16 protein-coding genes and 1 other RNA gene are annotated in these 17142 nt (G+C 27.0%); 8 read left to right on the top strand and 9 right to left on the bottom strand.

Annotated features, from left to right (window positions below; all coding sequences use genetic code 11):
* Nucleotides 1-90 precede the first annotated feature (90 nt).
* On the top strand, nucleotides 91-936 hold the full coding sequence (nfo, locus tag ACZ5OA_RS04075) for a deoxyribonuclease IV (protein ID WP_464908253.1): 846 nt from the start codon (nucleotides 91-93) through the stop codon (nucleotides 934-936).
* Complete coding sequence (gene murA / locus ACZ5OA_RS04070; protein WP_464908252.1) at nucleotides 936-2189, top strand: UDP-N-acetylglucosamine 1-carboxyvinyltransferase; 1254 nt, start codon at nucleotides 936-938, stop codon at nucleotides 2187-2189. Before nfo ends, murA begins: the two co-directional genes overlap by 1 nt.
* A 65-nt stretch (nucleotides 2190-2254) precedes the next feature.
* Here the strand turns inward: murA and ACZ5OA_RS04065 are convergent, their stop codons facing one another.
* The 4 genes from ACZ5OA_RS04065 to ACZ5OA_RS04050 all read right to left on the bottom strand — a co-directional run bounded on the left by ACZ5OA_RS04065 (nucleotide 2255) and on the right by ACZ5OA_RS04050 (nucleotide 5712).
* Nucleotides 2255-2929 (bottom strand): 1-aminocyclopropane-1-carboxylate deaminase, encoded by a 675-nt coding sequence (locus ACZ5OA_RS04065; protein ID WP_464908251.1) that lies wholly within the window; start codon nucleotides 2927-2929, stop codon nucleotides 2255-2257.
* Nucleotides 2930-3117: 188 nt separating this feature from the next.
* Nucleotides 3118-4173: a class II fructose-bisphosphate aldolase gene (gene fbaA, locus ACZ5OA_RS04060; protein ID WP_464908250.1), complete on the bottom strand. Its 1056-nt coding sequence runs from the start codon at nucleotides 4171-4173 to the stop codon at nucleotides 3118-3120.
* Between the two features lie 10 nt (nucleotides 4174-4183).
* On the bottom strand, nucleotides 4184-4984 hold the full coding sequence (locus ACZ5OA_RS04055) for a peptidylprolyl isomerase (RefSeq protein WP_464908249.1): 801 nt from the start codon (nucleotides 4982-4984) through the stop codon (nucleotides 4184-4186).
* Between the two features lie 14 nt (nucleotides 4985-4998).
* A complete protein-coding gene (locus tag ACZ5OA_RS04050; RefSeq protein WP_464908248.1) occupies nucleotides 4999-5712 on the bottom strand; it encodes a YebC/PmpR family DNA-binding transcriptional regulator in 714 nt (237 codons plus the stop codon).
* Between the two features lie 73 nt (nucleotides 5713-5785).
* Between ACZ5OA_RS04050 and nth the strand changes: the two genes are divergently transcribed.
* Entirely contained in the window at nucleotides 5786-6430 is a 645-nt protein-coding gene (nth, locus tag ACZ5OA_RS04045) for an endonuclease III (protein WP_464908247.1), read from the top strand.
* Here the strand turns inward: nth and ACZ5OA_RS04040 are convergent.
* Nucleotides 6427-7821: an MBL fold metallo-hydrolase RNA specificity domain-containing protein gene (locus ACZ5OA_RS04040; protein ID WP_464908246.1), complete on the bottom strand. Its 1395-nt coding sequence runs from the start codon at nucleotides 7819-7821 to the stop codon at nucleotides 6427-6429. The two genes, nth and ACZ5OA_RS04040, sit on opposite strands and share 4 nt — an antisense overlap.
* Nucleotides 7822-7880: 59 nt before the next feature.
* On the opposite strand from ACZ5OA_RS04040, the gene ACZ5OA_RS04035 reads away from it, so the two are divergent.
* From ACZ5OA_RS04035 to ACZ5OA_RS04015, 5 genes are all read left to right on the top strand, one after another.
* Nucleotides 7881-8543, top strand: coding sequence for an LOG family protein (locus ACZ5OA_RS04035; protein ID WP_464908245.1), 663 nt, complete (start codon nucleotides 7881-7883; stop codon nucleotides 8541-8543).
* Between the two features lie 20 nt (nucleotides 8544-8563).
* An RNA gene (rnpB, locus tag ACZ5OA_RS04030) (RNase P RNA component class A) lies at nucleotides 8564-8880 on the top strand.
* A 20-nt stretch (nucleotides 8881-8900) separates the two neighbouring features.
* Nucleotides 8901-9959 carry an RIP metalloprotease RseP gene (gene rseP, locus ACZ5OA_RS04025; RefSeq protein ID WP_464908244.1) on the top strand — a complete coding sequence of 353 codons (1059 nt, stop codon included), beginning with the start codon at nucleotides 8901-8903 and terminating at the stop codon, nucleotides 9957-9959.
* Nucleotides 9949-11196, top strand: a complete 1248-nt coding sequence (locus ACZ5OA_RS04020; RefSeq protein ID WP_464908243.1) for an ATP-dependent DNA helicase — start codon at nucleotides 9949-9951, stop codon at nucleotides 11194-11196. The genes rseP and ACZ5OA_RS04020 overlap by 11 nt, the downstream gene beginning before the upstream one ends.
* Before the next feature lie 42 nt (nucleotides 11197-11238).
* Nucleotides 11239-12909: an oxygen-binding di-iron domain-containing protein gene (locus ACZ5OA_RS04015; protein WP_464908242.1), complete on the top strand. Its 1671-nt coding sequence runs from the start codon at nucleotides 11239-11241 to the stop codon at nucleotides 12907-12909.
* An 11-nt stretch (nucleotides 12910-12920) separates the two neighbouring features.
* Here ACZ5OA_RS04015 and ACZ5OA_RS04010 read toward each other — a convergent pair whose 3' ends face one another.
* The 4 genes from ACZ5OA_RS04010 to ACZ5OA_RS03995 are packed head-to-tail and all read right to left on the bottom strand — an operon-like array spanning nucleotide 12921 to nucleotide 17131.
* Nucleotides 12921-13547, bottom strand: coding sequence for an MqnA/MqnD/SBP family protein (locus ACZ5OA_RS04010; protein WP_464908241.1), 627 nt, complete (start codon nucleotides 13545-13547; stop codon nucleotides 12921-12923).
* Nucleotides 13534-15285, bottom strand: coding sequence for a DUF2207 domain-containing protein (locus tag ACZ5OA_RS04005; protein ID WP_464908240.1), 1752 nt, complete (start codon nucleotides 15283-15285; stop codon nucleotides 13534-13536). Before ACZ5OA_RS04005 ends, ACZ5OA_RS04010 begins: the two co-directional genes overlap by 14 nt.
* Nucleotides 15282-15842: a LemA family protein gene (locus tag ACZ5OA_RS04000; protein WP_464908239.1), complete on the bottom strand. Its 561-nt coding sequence runs from the start codon at nucleotides 15840-15842 to the stop codon at nucleotides 15282-15284. The genes ACZ5OA_RS04005 and ACZ5OA_RS04000 overlap by 4 nt, the downstream gene beginning before the upstream one ends.
* Nucleotides 15843-15853: 11 nt before the next feature.
* Nucleotides 15854-17131, bottom strand: coding sequence for a (Fe-S)-binding protein (locus ACZ5OA_RS03995; RefSeq protein WP_464908238.1), 1278 nt, complete (start codon nucleotides 17129-17131; stop codon nucleotides 15854-15856).
* Nucleotides 17132-17142 lie beyond the last annotated feature (11 nt).

Genomic DNA, 17142 nt, shown 5'->3' with positions numbered 1-17142 from the left:
TTTTTAACGCTTTTTTTCGTTAAAATTTACAGTTGTCTCGTTTATTTAGTCAATGCCTTTATAAAAATTTATATTAGAAAAGGAAAAATTTTGAAATATGTAGGAGCTCATGTAAGTAGTAGTGGTGGCGTTTTTAATGCTCCAATTAATGCACATAAAATAGGTGCAAAAGGTTTTGCTATGTTTACCAAAAATCAAAGACAATGGGTAGCAAAACCACTTGAAGAAAAAACAGTAAATGAATTTAAAGAAAAAATAGAAGAATTTGGATATACAGCGGATATGGTTTTACCACATGATAGTTATTTAATTAATTTAGGTCATCCAGAAGTTGAAAAAGAAGAAAAATCTTTAAATGCTTTTATTGATGAGCTTAAAAGAGTTGAAGAACTTGGATTAAAATATTTAAATTTTCATCCTGGAAGTCATTTAAAAAAAATAAGTGAAGAAGAGTGTCTAGAAAAAATAGCAAAAAATATAAATAAAGCACTCAAAATTACTAATTCAAGTATAGCAGTTATAGAAACTACAGCTGGACAAGGAACAAATTTAGGATATAAATTTGAGCATTTAAGAGATATTATTGATTTAATAGAAGATAAAAGTAGAATTGGAGTGTGCATAGATACTGCTCATATTTTTGCAGCTGGATATGATATTAGAACAAAAGAAGCTTATGATAAAACAATGGCAGAATTTAATGAGATTGTTGGATTTAAATATTTAAAAGGTATGCATATAAATGATTCAAAAGCTAAATTTTCTTCAAGAGTAGATAGACATAACTCTCTAGGACTTGGAGAAATTGGAATAGATGCTTTTAAATTCATAATGAATGATAAAAGAATTGATAATATTCCTTTGATTTTAGAAACAACAAACCCTGATATTTGGGAAGAAGAGATAAAATTACTCTACTCTTTTGAAGGTAAATAATGAAACTTTTAATAATAAAAAATTCAAATATTGGAGGAGTTGTAAAAATAAGTGGTGCTAAAAATGCAGCACTTCCATTAATTGCTATGACTATTTTAGCCAAAAATGGAGTTACAATAAATAATGTCCCAAATGTAGCTGATATAAACACAATGATTAAACTTCTAAAATTATTAGGAAGTAAGGTAAAATTTGAAAATAATACTTTAAAAATAGATACCAGTTCAATTAGTTCTACAACAGCAACTTATGATATAGTAAAAACAATGAGAGCATCTATTTTAACACTTGGACCACTTCTTGCTAGATTTAAAGAGTGTAAAGTTTCACTTCCCGGTGGTTGTGCTATTGGTTTAAGACCCGTAGATTTGCATATAAAAGCACTTGAGAAAATGGGAGCTAAAATTGTAATAGAAAATGGATATATTCACGCAAAATGTAATGAATTAATTGGCACTGAAATAATCTTCGATAAAATTACAGTAACAGGGACTGAAAACATCATAATGGCAGCAGTTTTAGCCAAAGGTGAAACAAAAATTTTAAATGCAGCAAAAGAGCCAGAAGTTGTACAATTATGCGAAGTTTTAAAAGAAAATGGAGTTGAAATCGAAGGAATAGGAACAAGCTCTCTAACAATTCAAGGAAAAAATGATTTAATTGAAATTAAACCTTTCAGTGTAATTCCTGATAGAATTGAAGCTGGGACTTATCTTTGCGCTGGTGCTATTGCAAATTCTAAACTTACAATTACAAATATAATTCCATCACACATAGAAAATATTATATCAAAACTTGAAGAAATGAATTTTAGCTTTGAAAAAAATAAAACTTCTGTAACTATTTTACCAACTAATGAAATAAAAGCAGTAAATATCGTAACAAATGAACATCCTGGATTTCCAACAGATATGCAAGCTCAATTTATGGCCGTTGCCACTCAAGCAAATGGAGTTTCTACTATTGAAGAAAGACTTTTTGAAAATAGATTTATGCATGTAGCTGAACTTAATCGTTTAGGTGCTGATATTAGAATTAATGGAAAAGTAGCCACTATTTACGGAAATAAAAATTTAGTGGGTGCAGATGTAATGGCTACTGATCTTAGAGCCAGTTCGGCACTTGTTTTAGCTGGAATTATTGCAAGTGGAAAAACTACAATTCATAGAGTTTACCATCTTTTTAGAGGTTATGAAAATTTAACTGAAAAATTGAAAAAAATAGGCGTAGATGTAATTTTGGAAGAAGAGTAAAAATAATTTATAATGTATAATGGATAGTTGATAATTAAAAATTGTCCATTCTCAATTCTAAATTGTCAATTAATATCAAATTTTCTTTTGTATCTTTGAAGCATACTTTCATTTCCTTTTAGACCTCCTTGATGAATATAAACTATTTTTTCGCCTAAAATATCTGAATTATTCATCACAACTTGCCAACCGATTGGGTCATAAAGTAAATCAAATTCAATTCCCGCATTTTTAAGTTCAAGCCAAATTTGATAATTTTCTTTATAAAGTTTTCCAAAATGAAATTTTTTATGTTTTGGGATAATAGTAGGATAATAATTTGAATTTTTTTCTAATTCCTGCCACTGTTTAATAAGATATTCATCATCTCCCACACAACTACAAGTATAAACTTTACCTTTAAAATGTTTTTGTACATATAAAGCTGTTACACCAGTTCCACTTGGTAAAAAAATAGAATAATTTTTATATTCCTTTAGCTCATCTGCTAACATTTTTATACCAAATTCAGCTTCTTTAACGGCCCCACCTTCTTTAATAAAAATAGTATCTTTACTAAAAGTAATTTGATTATCTCTTAACTCTTTTACTATTTTTGAGTTTTCAATAATCTTAGTCCCATTTAAAATGGTATATTTATAATTTCCAGTTGGATTATCAATTAAATATTGCGGTAAATGATTAACATAATAATCTAACTCTAAATTAAAAAGCTTAGATAAAACACTCAAAGAATACATTGCATTTGATTGATTTGAGCCATAAGAAACTATTTTTTTTATTTGTGAATTTTGTTTTAGATACTTAAAATAGTAGTAAAATTTTCAAGCCTTATTCCCAGAAAAGTCTTCGCTAATTAAATCATCTCTTTTTATTAAAAAGTTAAATTTTTTAAAGTTAAATTCTGAAATTGGGGAAGGAAAAAGCATTAAATAGCTTTTAACGCCTTATAAGCTTCTAATACTCTATCTTTCATAGAAATTTCTCCCGCTCTTAAGCATTTTCTCGGATCATAATATTTTTTATTTGGTTTATCTTCACCTTCAGGATTTCCGATTTGAGATTGTAAATAATCATTATATTTTTCTATATAAGCTTTTGCACCAGACCAAAAAGCCCATTGAGCATCTGTATCTACATTCATTTTAACTACACCATAATCAACAGCTGAGTGAATTTTTTCTACTTCACTACCACTTCCACCATGGAATACAAAGTCAACTGGTTTATCTGTATTTAAATTAAACTCTTTTTTGATATACTCTTGAGAATTTTTAAGAATTTCAGGAGAAAGTTTAACATGCCCTGGTTTATAGACACCATGAACATTTCCAAAACTTGCTGCAATTGTAAATAAATCACTAACTTCTCTTAACTCTTTATAAGCGAAAGCCACATCTTCTGGTTGAGTATAAAGTTTTGAATTATCAATCCCTGTATTATCAACTCCATCTTCTTCTCCACCAGTTACACCAAGTTCAATCTCAATTAACATATCAATTTTTGACATTCTTTTGAGATACTCTTTTGAAATAGATACATTATCTTCTAAACTCTCTTCACTTAAATCAAGCATATGAGAAGTAAAAAGAGGTTTTTTTGTTTCTTTATAAAATTCTTCCCCTGCTTTTAAAAGTCCATCAATCCAAGGAAGAAGTTTTTTGGCTGCATGGTCCGTATGTAAAATTACACTAACACCATAACCTTCAGCTACTGTATGAATATGTTTAGCACCACTTATGGCACCTAAAATCGAGGCTTTGTAATTTTCATTACCCATACCTTTTCCAGCAAAAAATTCAGCTCCACCATTACTAAACTGAACAATTACAGGTAAATTTGCTTCTTTTGCAGCTTCAAGTACTGCATTAGCTGAATCTGTCCCTACTACATTTACAGCTGGAAGAGCAAAACCTTTCTTTTTACAATAAGCATAAACTTCTTTTGCTTCACTTCCCGTTAAGACACCTTTTCTAAATTGCATATCTTACCCCTTAGTTGTAATATTTTATATTTGCTTTGTCTTTTATGCTATTAACATATTTTTTTAATTTTTTAATTTTTAATTGTTGAATAATCATTGCTTTTACTTTTTCAAATGAAGCATATCCTCCAGCTTTTTTATCTTCTACATAAATTACATGCCAACCAAATCTCGTTTTAACTGGTTTTAATGTAATATCCCCAATATTTAGTTTAAATGCAGCTTCACTAAATGATGGTATCATCTTAGCTTTACTAAACCATCCAAGTTCTCCGCCCATTTTACCACTTGGTCCGACTGATTTTGTTTTTGCTAATTCAATAAATTTTGCTTCTAATTTATTTTTTGGAGTTTCTCTAAGTTCAGATATAATATTTTGGGCCTCTGCTTTTGTTTTTACTAAAATATGTCTTGCTTTAACCTCGGCTGCTTGTTTGAACATTAAATCTTTATTTTTATTATAAAATACTTTTGCTTCTTTTAGGCTTACAGAAATATAAGCAAGTTTTTGTTTCAAAAATACTCTTAAAGCTAATTGTCTTTTTACTTTTGCAAGTTCTTTTTTAAATTCTTTTGTATTTTCAATTCCACTTTTTTCAGCTTTTTGAATTAAAAGTGCTTGAGTAATTATGTCATCCAATATTTTTTGTTTATATTGAGCTGGCAATTTATCATAAGTTATTCTCTTAGCTTTCAATAATTGATTTATTTGGGCTTTTGTAACTTTTTCTCCATTAACACTAGCTAAGACATCACTACTTGCGAACACACTACTAACTAAAACTAAACTTCCTAATACTAATTTTTTCATTTTTTTTCCTTTTTTTATGCCATATTATGAATTACATTTTGAACATCATCATCATCTTCCAATGTATCAATTAATCTTTCAACTTTCTCAGCTATTTCATCATCTACATCAATTTCATTTGTAGCTATATAATCAATATTTGATTCCAAAATTTCTACTCCAAGCCCACTAATTGCTTCAAGTAAAGCATTAAAATCTTCTGGTGCTGATTCAATAACTAAAACTTCATCGAACTCTTTTATATCTTCTGCTCCATATTCCATAGCAGTTTCCATAATTTCTTCTTCTCTTTCATCTTTATTTACAGAAATAACACCTTTTTTTTCAAACATCCAACTTACACTTCCGCTTGTTCCCAAATTTCCACCAGCTTTTGTAAAGGCATGTCTAATATTAGCAACCGTTCTGTTTTTATTATCTGTCATAACTTCAGCCATAATAGCTACACCACTTGGCCCATATCCTTCATAAGTCAATTCTTCATAAACAACACCTTCTAAATTACCAGTGGCTTTATCTATTGCTCTTTGAATATTTGCTTGTGGCATTGAAACTTCTTTTGCCTTATCAATTGCAAGTCTTAATGCTGCATTTTGTTCAGGATCACCTCCCCCATTTTTTGCAGCAACAGTAATATCTCGAACTGCTTTTGTAAATTGTTTTCCTTTTATTGCATCACTTTTTGCTTTTACATACTTAATTTTCGACCATTTATTGTGTCCAGACATTAATATCCTTTTAATCAAAATTTTTGATATTATACCAAATTAAAATTACTAAAGTATGAAAAAGGATAGAATTATGATAAAAACTTCTAAAAAAAACATTAAAGAAATAAAAGAAATATTATTAGAAAAATACAAAGATGCAAAAACAGAATTAAGATATCAAAGTGATTATGAACTATTAATTTCTATTATTTTATCAGCTCAATGTACAGACAAAAGAGTAAATATGATTACACCTGCCCTATTTAGTAAATATCCTTCTACAAAGGAGCTTGCAAAAGCTAATTTAGAGGATGTAAAAGAATTACTTAAAAGTTGTTCATTTTTCAACAATAAATCAAAACACATAATTCAAATGGCAAAAATAGTAGAAGAAAAATATAATGGAAAAATTCCACATGAGCATAAAGATCTTATAAAATTATCAGGAGTTGGAAATAAAACTGCAAATGTATTTTTAATAGAACAAGATAATGAAAATAGAATGGCTGTTGATACTCATGTTTTTAGAGTTAGCCATAGACTAGGCCTTAGTGATGCAAAAAATGTAGAAGGATGCGAAAAAGATTTAGTAACTGCTTTCAAAACAGATTTAGCAACTCTTCATCAAGCGTTAGTTTTATTTGGTAGATATATTTGCACTGCAAAAAATCCAAAATGTGATAAATGTTTCTTGATTAACTATTGCAAAAGCAAAGAAGGATTCAAACCTTCTTAAAGTCCTATTTCTTCTTCATAATCAACGATATGAGTTTTAATGTCAAATTCTTCCATAATTTTTTGTTTAAAAATAATTTGTTTATCTTCTTCTCCATGAACTAAAAATATAGCTTTTAAATTCTTTTTCATTGGTTTTATCCATTCTAAAAGTTCACTCTGGTCAGCATGTGCAGAAAAACCATTAATTGTAACAACTTCAGCTTGAACTAAAATCTTTTCTCCATAAATGTTAATCCATTTTTCTCCATTAACGATTTTTCTTCCTAATGTTCCAAATGCTTGGTAACCTACAAACAAAACAGTATTGCTTTTATCCCAAATTCTATTTTTTAAATGATGTAAGACTCTTCCACCATTACACATTCCACTCCCTGCTATTATAATAGCACCACTTTTAATATTATTAATTTTTTTAGATTGATCTACTTTTGTAGTAAATCTAAGCTCAGGAAATTCAAAAATAGTTCCATCTTCTTCAAAAAATTTATTACATTTTTTTGATAATTTTTTATGATATTTCACATAAACATTTGTAGTTTTAATAGCCATAGGAGAATCTAAAAATACTTTTGCATTTTTTGGAAGTAAATTTTCTTCACTCATATCTTTTAAAGCATATAAAATTTCTTGTGTTCGCTCAATTGCAAATGAAGGGATTATTACATTTCCACCTCTTTTTAATGTTTTTATTATAGTCTCTCTAAATTCTTTGATTGAATCCTCAAAACTTCTATGATTTCTATCTCCATAAGTTGATTCACAAAATAAATAATCAGCTTTTTTTATAATCTTTGGTGCTGGTAAAATATCATTATCTTCATTTCCTAAATCTCCGCTAAAAACTAGAATCTTTTTATCATTTTTATCTTTAATAATCAATTTTATCATACTTGAACCTAAAATATGCCCTGCATCTTTAAAAACAGCAGTTATATTCTTTGAAATTTTTACTTTTTCTTCATATTCTACAAATTTAACAGTTAATTCAGAAAAAACTTTTCTAACATCTTTTGGAGTATATAATGGTTTATTAGCCTTTTCACCTCGTCTAAGTGCTTTTTTATTTCTTGTAATATAACCTTCTTCCATTAAATCAGCTGAGTCTGTTAAAACAATTCTAGCTAAATCCCAAGTTGCTTTTGTAGTAACAATCTCCCCTCTAAATCCTGCTTTAAAAAGAATAGGAATTCTTCCTACATGATCTAAATGTCCGTGAGTTACCAAAAGATATTTAACTTCATTTGCATCAAAATCCAATGGTTCAAAATTTCTATGTTCTTCTTTTCCTTGGAACATCCCACAATCTACTAAAAAATTAATTTTTTTTGTCATTATTAAATGACAACTTCCAGTAACTACTTTCGTAGCTCCAAATGATTCTTCTTTCATTTTTTTTCCTTTACTTTATTTGATATAGTATAATTATACAACAAATTAAAAGGAATGGTATGAAAGATTTTCAAAAAGAATTTTTAGACAATCGTAATATAGAAAAAGATATGTGGAGAATATTTAAAATAATTGGTGATTTTACAGATGCATTTGATGAATTAAATGATTTACCTCCTGCAATTAGCATTTTTGGTAGTGCAAGAGTTAAAGAAGATAATAAATATTATAAAAAAGCAGTAGAAATTAGTGAGAAATTATCCAAAAAAGGATATGCTATTATTACAGGTGGAGGACCTGGAATTATGGAAGCTGGAAACAGAGGTGCTAATATTTCAGTAGGATTAAATATTAAACTTCCTCATGAACAACATCCCAATCCATACTCAAAAATAAAACTTGAATTTGATTACTTTTTTACAAGAAAAGTTACTTTTCTAAAATATTCAGTAGGAACAGTGATGATGCCGGGAGGATTTGGAACATTAGATGAATTAAGTGAAGTTTTAACACTTGTTCAAACAAAAAGAATGTCAAAAATCCCAGTAGCCTTTTATGGAAAAGTATATTATGAACCACTTATGAAATTTTATAAAAATATGATAAAAGAGAATATGATAGCAAAATCTGATTTGGATCTATTTCTTGTGAGTGATGATGTAGATGAAATTGTAGAATATCTTTATAATAATTCAATACAACCTACTAAAAATATAGAATAATTTGATATAATACTAAATTCATAGCATACTGGGAAATTGCTTGCAAAAGAGGAAAGTCCGAGCTGCACTAAGACAGGATTCCATCTAACAGATGGCCATCGTAAGGTGAGGGAAAGTGCCACAGAAAATAGACCGCCAATTATTTGGTAAGGGTGAAAAGGCGAGGTAAAAGCTCACCAGAACTTATAGCAATATAAGTTGCTTGGTAAACCCAATCCGCAGCAAGAAGAGATGGTAAAGTCTTAGAATTGTACTCTTCGCTTGAATGCTATTGTAAAATAGCATCTAGATAAATAATTTCCTAAAACAAAACTCGGCTTACGGGTATGCTATGAATAACTACACAAAAGGAATTTCATGGGAATTATTACTGCTATTTTAATTTTATCATTTTTAATATTTTTTCACGAACTGGGTCATTTTTTGATTGCAAGAGCAGTTGGTGTAAAAGTAGAAGTCTTTAGTATTGGTTTTGGTAAAAAATTATTTTGTAAACAATTTGGTACTACCAATTGGTGTCTGAGTTCTATTCCTCTTGGTGGATATGTTCAAATGAAAGGTCAAGATGACTTAAATCCAACTATAAAAAATTACGACGAAGATAGTTATATGAGTAAAACTCCACTTCAAAAAATAGCAATACTGCTTGGAGGCCCTGGATTTAATATACTTTTAGCATTTTTAATATATCTTTTTATCTCTTTTTATGGATGGACTAAATTAGCACCCAATGTTGGTCAGATTTTAGCAAATTCTGCTGCTGTAAATATTTTACAAAAAAACGATTTAATAGTAAAAATAGACAATTATAAAATAACAACTTGGGATGATATAAAAAAAGCAGTTGATAATTCCCCTATTCCACTTCATTTAGTTATTAAAAGAAATAATAAATTAATGAAATTTGATATCACTCCTAAAATAATGACTACAAAAAATATATTTGGGGAAAATGTAAAAAGAAAACTAATTGGAATATCTCCGAGTGGAAAGCTTATAATTATTCATTATCATGATCCTTTGACTGCTTTAAAAGTTTCATTTGATGAAACAATATCTCAAAGCGTACTAATTTTCAAAAGTTTTGAAAAATTAATCACAGGTGCTATTGGGCTAAATAATGTAAGTGGCCCAGTAACTATTGTAAAAGTTACAAGTGACGCAGCTCATTATGGAATAGTTCCACTTCTACTTTTAACAGCACTTATTTCAGTAAATTTAGGTATTTTAAATTTACTTCCTATTCCTGCACTTGATGGAGGGCATATTATGTTTAATTTATATGAATTAATTGCAAGAAAACCTATAAATGAAGCTATTATGATTAAACTTACTATTGCAGGATGGGGAATTTTGGGTAGTTTGATGTTTTTAGGACTTTTTAATGATATGGTAAGGCTAACAAGTGGAAGTTAATGAATTAATTGAAAAACTAAAATATAATAATGTTTTCTTAACTGGAGGTGCTGGGGTAGGAAAAAGTTATCTAACCAAAAAGCTCATAAAAGAATATTTTGGTAATTTAGTCGTAATCGCTCCCACGGGAATAGCTGCTGTAAATGTAGGTGGTCAAACAATTCATAGTTTTTTTGAATTTTCAAGAAATTTATCAAAATTAAATAATTTAACTTATCCTAAAAAAAAGCTTCTTCAAAAAACTGATTTAATAATTATTGATGAAATATCAATGGTATCTAAAAAACTTTTTGATGCAATAAATAACAGATTAAATGAAATAGAATACAAAGGAAAACTACTAATTGTAGGTGATTTTTATCAACTTCCTCCTGTAAATGTCGAAGAAGAAGGATGGGCATTTGAGAGTAAATGGTGGAAATATTGGGAATTTGATACAATAGAACTTACTGAAATCAAAAGAACTAAACACGAAAAATTTAGTCAAGTTTTATTAAATATTCGAACCAATGAATTTAATGAAGAAGACATAGAATTTATATATAATATGAAAAATAATAAACATTTAATCAAAAAAAATCTTACATTTTTATACTCAACAAATAAAAAAGTAGATAAAAAAAATTCTGAAAAATTAGCAGAAGTTGACGCACCTTTAATTACTTTCAAAGCTGATGATGAACTTTTTTCTAAAGATAAAGAAAAGCAATTTGAAAACTTCAAAAAGTCATTAAATATACCTGAAAAGTTTGAAATAAAAAAGGGGGCCGTGGTAATCAATACAGTTAATCAAAAATTTGATGATGAAGTTTTATATAATGGAGAAAAAGGAATTATCCTTGATATAGATAAAAAAAACGAAATTATAAAAGTAGCTTTTGATAAAGGTGTTTTTGAAATTGAGAAATACTCATTTGATTTGATAGAGTATGATTATGACGGCACAGAAGATAAAGTAATCCAAAATATTATAGGAAGTTTTTATCAATTCCCACTAAAACTAGCTTATGCAATAACAATTCATAAATCACAAGGACTTTCTATTGATAATTTAGCAATAGATTTGAGCTATATTTTCGCACCCTCACAAGCTTATGTGGCCTTATCTCGTGCAGTAAATCCGGATAATATTGTAATTAATCCACCAAAATATAAGCCACTTAAATCTGTATTTTATATTGATGAAAAAGTAAAAGCGTTTTATAAAGAAAATTCTAAACAACAAAAACTTTTTTAGAATATATGTTATGATTTTACTATTCGTTAAAAAAGGAAAAAAATGGATTTCACAAAAGCTATAGAAATAGCCCCTAATATCTTTTGGGTAGGTTATGTTATACCAAATGATCCTTTTCAATGTCATGTGTATTTAATCAAAAATGGTAATGAATTTATTTTAATAGATCCAGGAAGTATGATAACTTTCCCTATAGTTTTAGAAAAAATTATGTCGATTACTTCATTAAAAAATATAAAATACATAATTATGCATCATCAAGACCCAGATATTGTAAGTTGTTACTCTACTCTCGAAAAAATTATGCCCAAAAGAGATGATAGAAAAATAGTAACCCATTGGAGAACAAAAATGTTGCTAAAACATTACCAATGGAAAACACCTTTTTATTTAGTAGATCAAAACAATTGGACATTAAAGACAGAAAAAAGAGAACTTGAATTTATTTTCACTCCTTATGCTCATTTTGCAGGTTCAATATGTACTTATGATAAAAAAAGTAAAATTGTTTTTTCAAGTGATTTAGTAGGAGGGATGACTCCAGAATTTCAACTTTTTGCTACAAATATAAATGAATATTTTGAATATGCAAAACTTTTTCATCAACATTATATTCCAAGCAAAGATATATTAAATTATGCTCTAAATAAAATAGAAAATAAAAACCCATCTTTCATAGCACCACAACACGGAAGCATTATAAAAAAAAAATTTATCAAGCCTTTATTTAATAAATTAAAAAAATTAGATTGTGGTATATATTTAATGGATGATTATATAACTAATATTGATATATTAGTAAAAAGTGATGATATATTTAAAAAATTTCTAAAAGACACTATTTCTCTTTTATCTACAGAATTAGTAATTAAAAATTTATTTAAACAAATTAAAAATATTATATCTTCACTAGAGAAAATAATAATTTGTTCAAATTCTAATTATTCTAAAAAAAAGTATATTGTTGAATTTAAAGATAATCACTTTCATGAAATAAATGAAAAAGATATTTTAAATGAAAATTTTTCTTTTAAAAAAGATTTAATAAATGAAAAAAATAAAAGAATTGGAACATTTTATATAAAAACAAATAATAAAATTTCTACAAAAGATAAAAATTTTTTAGAACTTTTACTAAAACAAATAGCTCTACCCCTAGGAATATCATTAGAAAAAGAAATAACACTAAAAGACTTAGAAATAAAAAATAAAGCATTATCAGAAAAAGTATCAATAGATTCTTTAACTGGCCTTTATAATAGAGAATTTATGAAAAATTATTTAATTCAAAAAATAAACGAAGCAAAAAGATATAATTTTTCTATAAGTATCGCAATGATAGATATTGATTTCTTTAAAAAGATCAATGATAATTATGGACATTTAATGGGGGATTGTGTTTTAAAACAGTTATCAAATATTTTTAAAACTAATTTTAGAGGAAGTGATGTTGTCACTAGATATGGTGGAGAAGAATTCTTAACTATTATGCCATTTACTTCTATAGAAAAAGCTTGTGAAAAAATGAATAGAATTAGAAAAACAATTGAGGAATATACTTTTTGTGGGAAAAATAACTTAAATATAACTATTAGTATTGGCGTATATGAAATAAATCTTTTTGAAGACGATATAGAAACTGCTATTAACAAAGCTGATAATAGATTATATTATGCTAAAGAAAATGGAAGAAATAAACTTACCTGCGAATAAATAAAAAACAGTTAAAAATTGTTGCCTTTTTTAAGAAAAATTTTCAAACTTCTTTTTTCTTTATATCCCATCTTATAATAGATCAAATTTAAATAATTTTTTACTTCTTTTGTAGTTAATCCTAACTCTTTTGCTTTTTGTTTAAGTATATATTGAGGTATTTTCACTTTTGTTTTTAAAAATTTATTTATTAATTTTTCATATTGTTTATAATTTTTATTTACACAAAATCTTGCAAACACAAATGGCAATTTATATTTTTTGTACCACTCCTCTGCCAAATCCTTACAATTTTTTGAATCTTTGAAATATCTCTGAAGTGCTTTATCCCCTATTACTATTTCACCTTGTAAATTTAAGATTTTAGCTAAAACATTTGAAGTATTTGATTCAAAATCATCTTGATTTTTACCTTCACAAACTAAAACACTCATAACTTTTTTATTTGCAATAATTCCAGCATCAAAACATTTCTTATGTTTTGACTTTATTGAAGAAATAAAGCCTGCTTCTACTAATTTTTTATCAAAAAGTCTATTTATTTTAGCCGGATAACCTTCTTTTGTCTTAATATTATATTTTTTGATAAAAATATGAAAAGGCAAAAGATTTAAATAATCTATTTTACCAACTACCACCACCACCTCCTGAGCTTCCGCCTCCACTTGAATTACTTCCACCAAAATCAGAAGACGTGCTTTCACTTTCTGTATAATTTTTTGTAATTTCAAAACTATTATATAATTCATCATAAAGCCCATAAAAATATGATTTATCTCCTTCATACCATTCAATTTCTTTATTTAACTGAGAATATAATTCAAGCCAATGTTTACTAACTCCAAAGAGCACTGCATAAGGCAATACTTTATCTAAATATTCTGGATCTTCTTTCAAAAATAGTTTTATTTTATTTGCTTCTACCTTTTGAATAAATTCTTTAAATCCAAATAAATATCGTAATGACTTAGCCCCTTTTGTGGTATAAACATCTATACTTAAGCTAAAATATAATATTGGAATTAATACTACTAGAATCAAGGGAAATGGATATTTTAAAGAATTTAAAATTTCATTTGAAAGAGAAATTAATTGAATTACTGGAATAGCAATAAAAACTATTTTCATAATTTTTGACTTAATAGCAAATAATGCAATTAAAATAAATACAATATCAAAAATTAAAAATGCACTAATACCTATAATATCTTCATTACCCATAGATAATGTTTGATATCCAGCAAACACAATAAAAGGTAAAGCTACTAATAAATTTATCATAAAAAATTTAGATTTTGCAGCTTTTGGAGTTTGATAAAAATATCCTTCTTTTATAGCCCAATTAAAAACTTTATCTTTTAATGACGATATATTATTCCTCATACTTTTAGCTACTTCTACATCTTCATTACCTAAAATAAAAATATCCCCATTTCTAAATAGAATATCATATAACTTTTGTAAAAAAGGAGTTAATTTTTTATCTGATGTCTTTTTTTGAAGAATAATTTGATTATTTTCTTTTTGAATTTTTAAATAACCTTTTGTGGCTAGTTCTAAAATGGCTGATGTTACATCTTTATCATCAAATTCTTCATCTATTAAGACTCCACTCTGTAAAATATCAAAATTTTCAAGTGGATAATACTCTACAGCAACAGGTCCTAAATGAACAATATGTTTTTTATAATAAAGATAACTACCTATTGAAAAAACAATTATAAAAAACCATACCCAAAAATTATTTAACTCAGGTTTTTTATATGCTTGTATTAAATTTTTATCAAAATACAAACCAACTGTTAAACCGTTTTTGGGTGCCAATTTATCAATTGTTATTAAATAATCTAACTCATCTAATTTTTGAATTTTCGCAGTAGTTGTTTTACTTCCATAAATTCCACTAAATGTTTTTATAGTAGTATTTTTTAAAATATTAGGAAGTTTTAAATACACATTTACATCTTTTATAGGTACTTTCCATTCAGTTCCAATTGCATTAAATCTAATTGTATTTAATTTATTATTATATTCTCTAACAACTTTATTCATTGTGTAATTAATTTTATAAATATGAATACCCGTTACAAGTTTATTAGCATCTCCAATTCTTATAATTAATTTATTATCTTTTGTAGCAGTAACTAATTTAGCCGTGTGTTCATCCATACTTACACTAATATTTTCAGGCTTTCCTCTTAAAATGGGTATAAATCTAAAAATTCCATGTTTTTTAAGATTACCAAAATTATAACTTATAACTTCTTGAATATTTAATTTTCCATTTTGAGATATACTCAAATAAACATCATATTTATCAATTTGTTCTGCAAAAAGAAAAGTAATAAAAAGCAATAATATTAGTAATTTTTTCATAGATTTATCTTTGGCATTTTACTCACTTCATCTTTTTCATTCTCTTCTAATTCAAAATATGGTAATTCTTTAAATCCAAATTTTTGAGCTATTAAATTTGAAGGAAACGATTGTACTTTTGTATTATATTCTCTGACACTTGCATTAAAATATCTTCTTGCATTTGATATTATATCTTCTGTATTTTTAAGCTCATTTTGTAAATTGATAAAATTCGTATTTGCTTTCAAATCCGGATAAGCTTCAGCCAAAGCAAAAATTCCACCTAAACTTTTATTTAAGCTGTTTGACGTTTTTATTTTATCTTCTAAAGAAGTTGCATTTGAGAAACTATTTCTTGCTTCAATAACTTTTTGCAATGTTTCTTGCTCATAATTTTTATAACCTTTTATTGTATCTACCAAAGCAGGAATAAGGTTATATCTTCTTTTAAGTTGAACTTCTATATCTGACCATGCATTTTGAATATATTGTTTAAGTCTTACTAATGAATTGTATGTTGTAATAACATATAAAATAATTAATACAATAATTCCTAAAAGTATCCATATCCCCATTTTAAGCCTTTTTATAACATTTGAGCTATTAATTCAAGTGGATGCTTAAAAATAACATTACTATTATTACGATTCAACGCTTCTGTAATCTGAATTCTACAAGCACTACATTCAGCAGCTACAACATCTGCTTTTGTTTCATCTATCATATCAGCTTTTATTTTACCTGCTTTTTGTGCTAAATGAAATTTTTCTGTTTGAATTGTAATCCCACCAAATCCACAACATATATTTGGGTCACTCATTTCTGTAAACTTATAATTCTCTTTTATTAAAGCTCTTGGTTCTTGCCAAACTCCAAGCATTTTTCTAAAGTGACAAGGGTCGTGATAAGTTACTTTTACTTTATTTTTTTCTTTTGTTTTCAAAATATCTACTAAATTAGTTTCTTTATAAAGCCATTCACTAGCTCCAAAAATTTTAGAATTTATTTTCTTATGTTTTTCTAAATATTCAGGTGCATACTCTTTGAAATAGTGTTCATAATCTACTTTTAACATAGCACAACATGTGGCTTCTGGTACAATAATTGCATCAACTTCATCTATAAAACTCTCAAAATAATCCATATTATATTTACTTAATTTATCCGTAGTATCAAAATCTCCCGTAAAATAAGCAGGAGCTGCACAACACATCTGTTTTTTAGGAATAAAAACATCTATATCAAGGGCTTTCAAAATTTTAATTAAACTATCTCCTACTTCTGTATAATTATAATTTGCTAAGCAACCTATGAAAATAGCCACTCTCTTTTTAGGTTTTTTAGCTGGAATTTTTTCAGGATATTTATTTAAAAATGATGTTTTTTTCATACTTGGAAGTAATCTTCCTCTTTTAATTAAAGGAATAGAAAATCTACTTCCCATTGCATTTTTTTCTTCTTCAATTTTAAAGCCACAAGTTTGAAACATATATCCAAGTTTTGCTACAATATCAAAAATTTTCCTATGTCTAAGTAAATAAAAAAATACTTTTTTAAACCATGTAATTCCATATTTATCAGCAATATCTCTTCTTACATTCTCAATAGCAAAATCTGTTTGAAGATGATTCGGACATACTTGCACACAACTTGTACATAAAAAACAACTCTCAAATATATCTTTTGCATTTTTATCAAGTTCAAGTTCACCATTTTGAACCCCTGCTAATAAATCCAAAAATCCTCTTGGAGATGTGGCTTCATCTGGATTAATTCTATGAATTGTACATTCAGGAATACATTTACCACACTTTATACATTCATCACTAATATTACAAAAATTAAAAACATTATTATTTTCCATACAAATCACCT

It is taken from the genome of Thioreductor micantisoli (assembly GCF_055392745.1).
Note: the sequence above shows the minus strand (reverse complement) of the source record. Positions and strands in the feature narration are given on the sequence as shown.

Excerpts from the sequence above, each read along its gene's own strand:
- murA (WP_464908252.1), top strand. The coding sequence starts at position 936 with ATGAAACTTTTAATAATAAAAAATTCAAATATTGGAGGAGTTGTAAAA.
- ACZ5OA_RS04065 (WP_464908251.1), bottom strand. The coding sequence starts at position 2,929 with ATGTATTCTTTGAGTGTTTTATCTAAGCTTTTTAATTTAGAGTTAGAT.
- fbaA (WP_464908250.1), bottom strand. The coding sequence starts at position 4,173 with ATGCAATTTAGAAAAGGTGTCTTAACGGGAAGTGAAGCAAAAGAAGTT.
- ACZ5OA_RS04055 (WP_464908249.1), bottom strand. The coding sequence starts at position 4,984 with ATGAAAAAATTAGTATTAGGAAGTTTAGTTTTAGTTAGTAGTGTGTTC.
- ACZ5OA_RS04050 (WP_464908248.1), bottom strand. The coding sequence starts at position 5,712 with ATGTCTGGACACAATAAATGGTCGAAAATTAAGTATGTAAAAGCAAAA.
- nth (WP_464908247.1), top strand. The coding sequence starts at position 5,786 with ATGATAAAAACTTCTAAAAAAAACATTAAAGAAATAAAAGAAATATTA.
- ACZ5OA_RS04040 (WP_464908246.1), bottom strand. The coding sequence starts at position 7,821 with ATGAAAGAAGAATCATTTGGAGCTACGAAAGTAGTTACTGGAAGTTGT.
- ACZ5OA_RS04035 (WP_464908245.1), top strand. The coding sequence starts at position 7,881 with ATGAAAGATTTTCAAAAAGAATTTTTAGACAATCGTAATATAGAAAAA.
- rseP (WP_464908244.1), top strand. The coding sequence starts at position 8,901 with ATGGGAATTATTACTGCTATTTTAATTTTATCATTTTTAATATTTTTT.
- ACZ5OA_RS04015 (WP_464908242.1), top strand. The coding sequence starts at position 11,239 with ATGGATTTCACAAAAGCTATAGAAATAGCCCCTAATATCTTTTGGGTA.
- ACZ5OA_RS04005 (WP_464908240.1), bottom strand. The coding sequence starts at position 15,285 with ATGAAAAAATTACTAATATTATTGCTTTTTATTACTTTTCTTTTTGCA.
- ACZ5OA_RS04000 (WP_464908239.1), bottom strand. The coding sequence starts at position 15,842 with ATGGGGATATGGATACTTTTAGGAATTATTGTATTAATTATTTTATAT.
- ACZ5OA_RS03995 (WP_464908238.1), bottom strand. The coding sequence starts at position 17,131 with ATGGAAAATAATAATGTTTTTAATTTTTGTAATATTAGTGATGAATGT.